The 2,606-nt window shown below is 40.7% G+C and carries 2 protein-coding genes; one reads left to right on the plus strand and one right to left on the minus strand.

Translation table 11 applies throughout. The features are described from left to right. Positions 1–258 precede the first annotated feature (258 nt). The gene (mobV, locus tag PVV70_RS09615; RefSeq protein ID WP_273759009.1) at positions 259–1,260 is read left to right on the plus strand and encodes a MobV family relaxase; all 1,002 of its coding nucleotides are present in this window, start codon (positions 259–261) and stop codon (positions 1,258–1,260) included. A gap of 210 nt (positions 1,261–1,470) precedes the next feature. On the opposite strand, the gene PVV70_RS09620 is transcribed toward mobV, so the two are convergent. Continuing rightward, entirely contained in the window at positions 1,471–2,043 is a 573-nt protein-coding gene (locus tag PVV70_RS09620) for a replication/maintenance protein RepL (protein WP_273759010.1), read from the minus strand. Between the last annotated feature and the right edge of the window lie 563 nt (positions 2,044–2,606).

The raw sequence follows: 2,606 nt of genomic DNA on the forward strand, positions 1-2,606 counted from the left end.
GTCAAGGCAACCCCTTCGGGGCGCCTAACGGCGACCTTGACCCAGAACCTAACGGATTGTTTTTACGTTCCCGCACGGCTCCGAAATCATGATAAGGAGGAAGTGCTTTTTTTGCTGGCCAGCAGCAAAAAGGGCTTTAGCCACGAACGACTTTATGTAATAAAGTCTAGTGAGTATACACCATTTATGGTGGCCCACCGGAGGTACCGCCTTGCGATGCCCCCAGTAAATACAGTCGAATAACAGATAGGGGCAGATATGGCGGTATATGCGATCATGCGTTGTAAAAAGCTAGCAACAATGGGCTGTGTGGCATCTGCATTGCAACACTGCTACCGTGAACGAGAAACACCAAATGCCGATAGTGAACGCACACCAAACAACGAACAGCACGTTTCACATTTCTCAAGTGAAGCTATGGGAAAAATGCGTGAGCTTTTACCAGAAAAGCGACGGAAAGATGCTGTGTTAACCGTCGAGTATGTTATGACTGCTAGCCCAGAATGGTGGACAACAGCATCTCCAGAGCAGCAAAAAGAGTTCTTTAAGCGATCAAAACAGTGGTTGGCAGATAAGTACGGACAAGATCGAATTATCGCTGCTGTGGTCCATAATGATGAAATCAGCCCCCATTTAAGCGCATTCGTTGTACCTCTAACACAGGACGGAAGACTCTCTGCAAAAGAGTTTATTGGTAATCGAACCAAAATGACTAACGACCAAACAACCTTTGCTGAGGCTGTAAGGGATCTTGGACTTGAAAGGGGGTTACAAGGCAGTAAAGCACAACACCAAGCTGTTAAACGGCATTATGCAGTCATCGAAAAAGGGATCAAATCTCATATCGCCATCGGTCCTGAAAACATAGAACCAAAGCAATTAAAACCGGAAAGTTTTCTCGAAAAGGTAGGCATCATAAAAACATTCGAAACAACAGATCAAATTGCTAATCGTTTGACTGAGGAAGTGAACGAACAATTTGCCAGTACAATCGCAATAGCCTCTCAAAGCCACGAAAACGCCCACAGAGCGACAAAACTACAAAGAATGGTGCAAACTATAGGAAGTCGATTAAAAGCTCTCCAAGAGCCTCTTAATGGGCTTAAAAATGATCAAATGAAAAAACTATTCGGTATTGCCGCATTAATGCGTCAAGAAAACGAACAAGAAAAATTAATTAAACGACATGAGCATCTTTTAACCCGTAAACATAAACGAAAAAACAAAAAAGGGAATAAAAATACCGGTATTGCGGATTAGAAGGTTTTAAACCACCTTCATTTCATGATTTCGGAGCCGCGTGAGAAGGATAAAACAATCCGTTAGGTTCTGGGTCAAGGTCGCCGTTAGGCGCCCCGAAGGGGTTGCCTTGACCCTAAGAACCTAGGATTGTTATCCTTTCGATAAACGCGGGTCTGAGATCATGATTTTGGTGAGCGTATAGAGAGTTTGAGAGGCGGTAGCCTCTCATCACCCGTTTGAATCATCAAACATATCTAGGGTATTATCGTCCTTTTTTTCGTTTCTTCTTCGTTGAATAACGGTTGTAAAGGCAATTCTATCGCCATTAAAAATAAGGTTAGGATTGATAAAGTACCACCCTTGTCGTAAATGTTTAGCGATGATTTGAGCGCTTTCTAGTTCGGTTAAACCACGCGCGAAAGTAGGAAGAGAAAGTGCTATTTTTTTTTCTTTATTTGCTTCGAGAAAGTCGTCTAAAGCTAGTTTATCTAATGGTACTAGATCTTTGCTTATTCCTTTTTCCTGCAACATCCACACTAGTACTCCAAAAGCTTTTATTCCTGCTGTTTTTAATTCAAAAGTTAGAGCAATATTATTTGTGAATAGTTTTATAAATTCTTGCGAATCTACTCTTCGAAAAGTCGTTACATGAGTGCCTTGCATTTCACCAGTTGATTGATTGATTAAAACATTATCGTCACGTCCTAATCTTGATAATCGTATTCGTTGATTTTTTATAGGAACAGTCATTCCCTCAATAAATGGATTTTCTTCATATCGAATAGCTTTTATTTTTTTCATTATATTGATTGACCCTCTATCAAAAATCGGAAGTTTTTTGATAGAGGTGTAATCAATATTTGATCTACTGTCAATCAATATTGGAAGTTTTTTGATAGAGGGTCAATCAATATAATATTGATTTTTGATAGAGGGTCATCGCCCGTCTGATAGACCCTACTACAGATTCTGAAAATTGAATCTAGGATTTCTGGGCTTTTCCGTTAAATCCCTTCTTAAATCTTATACTGGGAGAAAAACGGTCATTTCATTCCCTAAATTTTCTCCTCAGTATAAGATTGGTCGCTACGCTCCTTTTAAAAAAAATAATGACGAACTTTGTTCGACAATTTCATCAAAGAAAAAATGGCTGCTAAAGCAGACTTTTTTGATTTGATGAGAGGCTACCGCCTCTCAAACTCTCTGTGCACTCACCAAAATCATGATACGGATCCGTGCTTTTGGGAACTAACAATCCTAGGTTCTTAGGGTCAAGGCAACCCCTTCGGGGCGCCTAACGGCGACCTTGACCCAGAACCTAACGGATTGTTTTTACGTTCCCGCACGGCTCCGAAATCATGATA

The organism is Bartonella sp. AU55XJBT (assembly GCF_028618525.1).

What these genes read in the sequence shown, in the direction of transcription:
- mobV (WP_273759009.1), top strand. Translation starts at nt 259, where the DNA reads ATGGCGGTATATGCGATCATGCGTTGTAAAAAGCTAGCAACAATGGGC.
- PVV70_RS09620 (WP_273759010.1), bottom strand. Translation starts at nt 2,043, where the DNA reads ATGAAAAAAATAAAAGCTATTCGATATGAAGAAAATCCATTTATTGAG.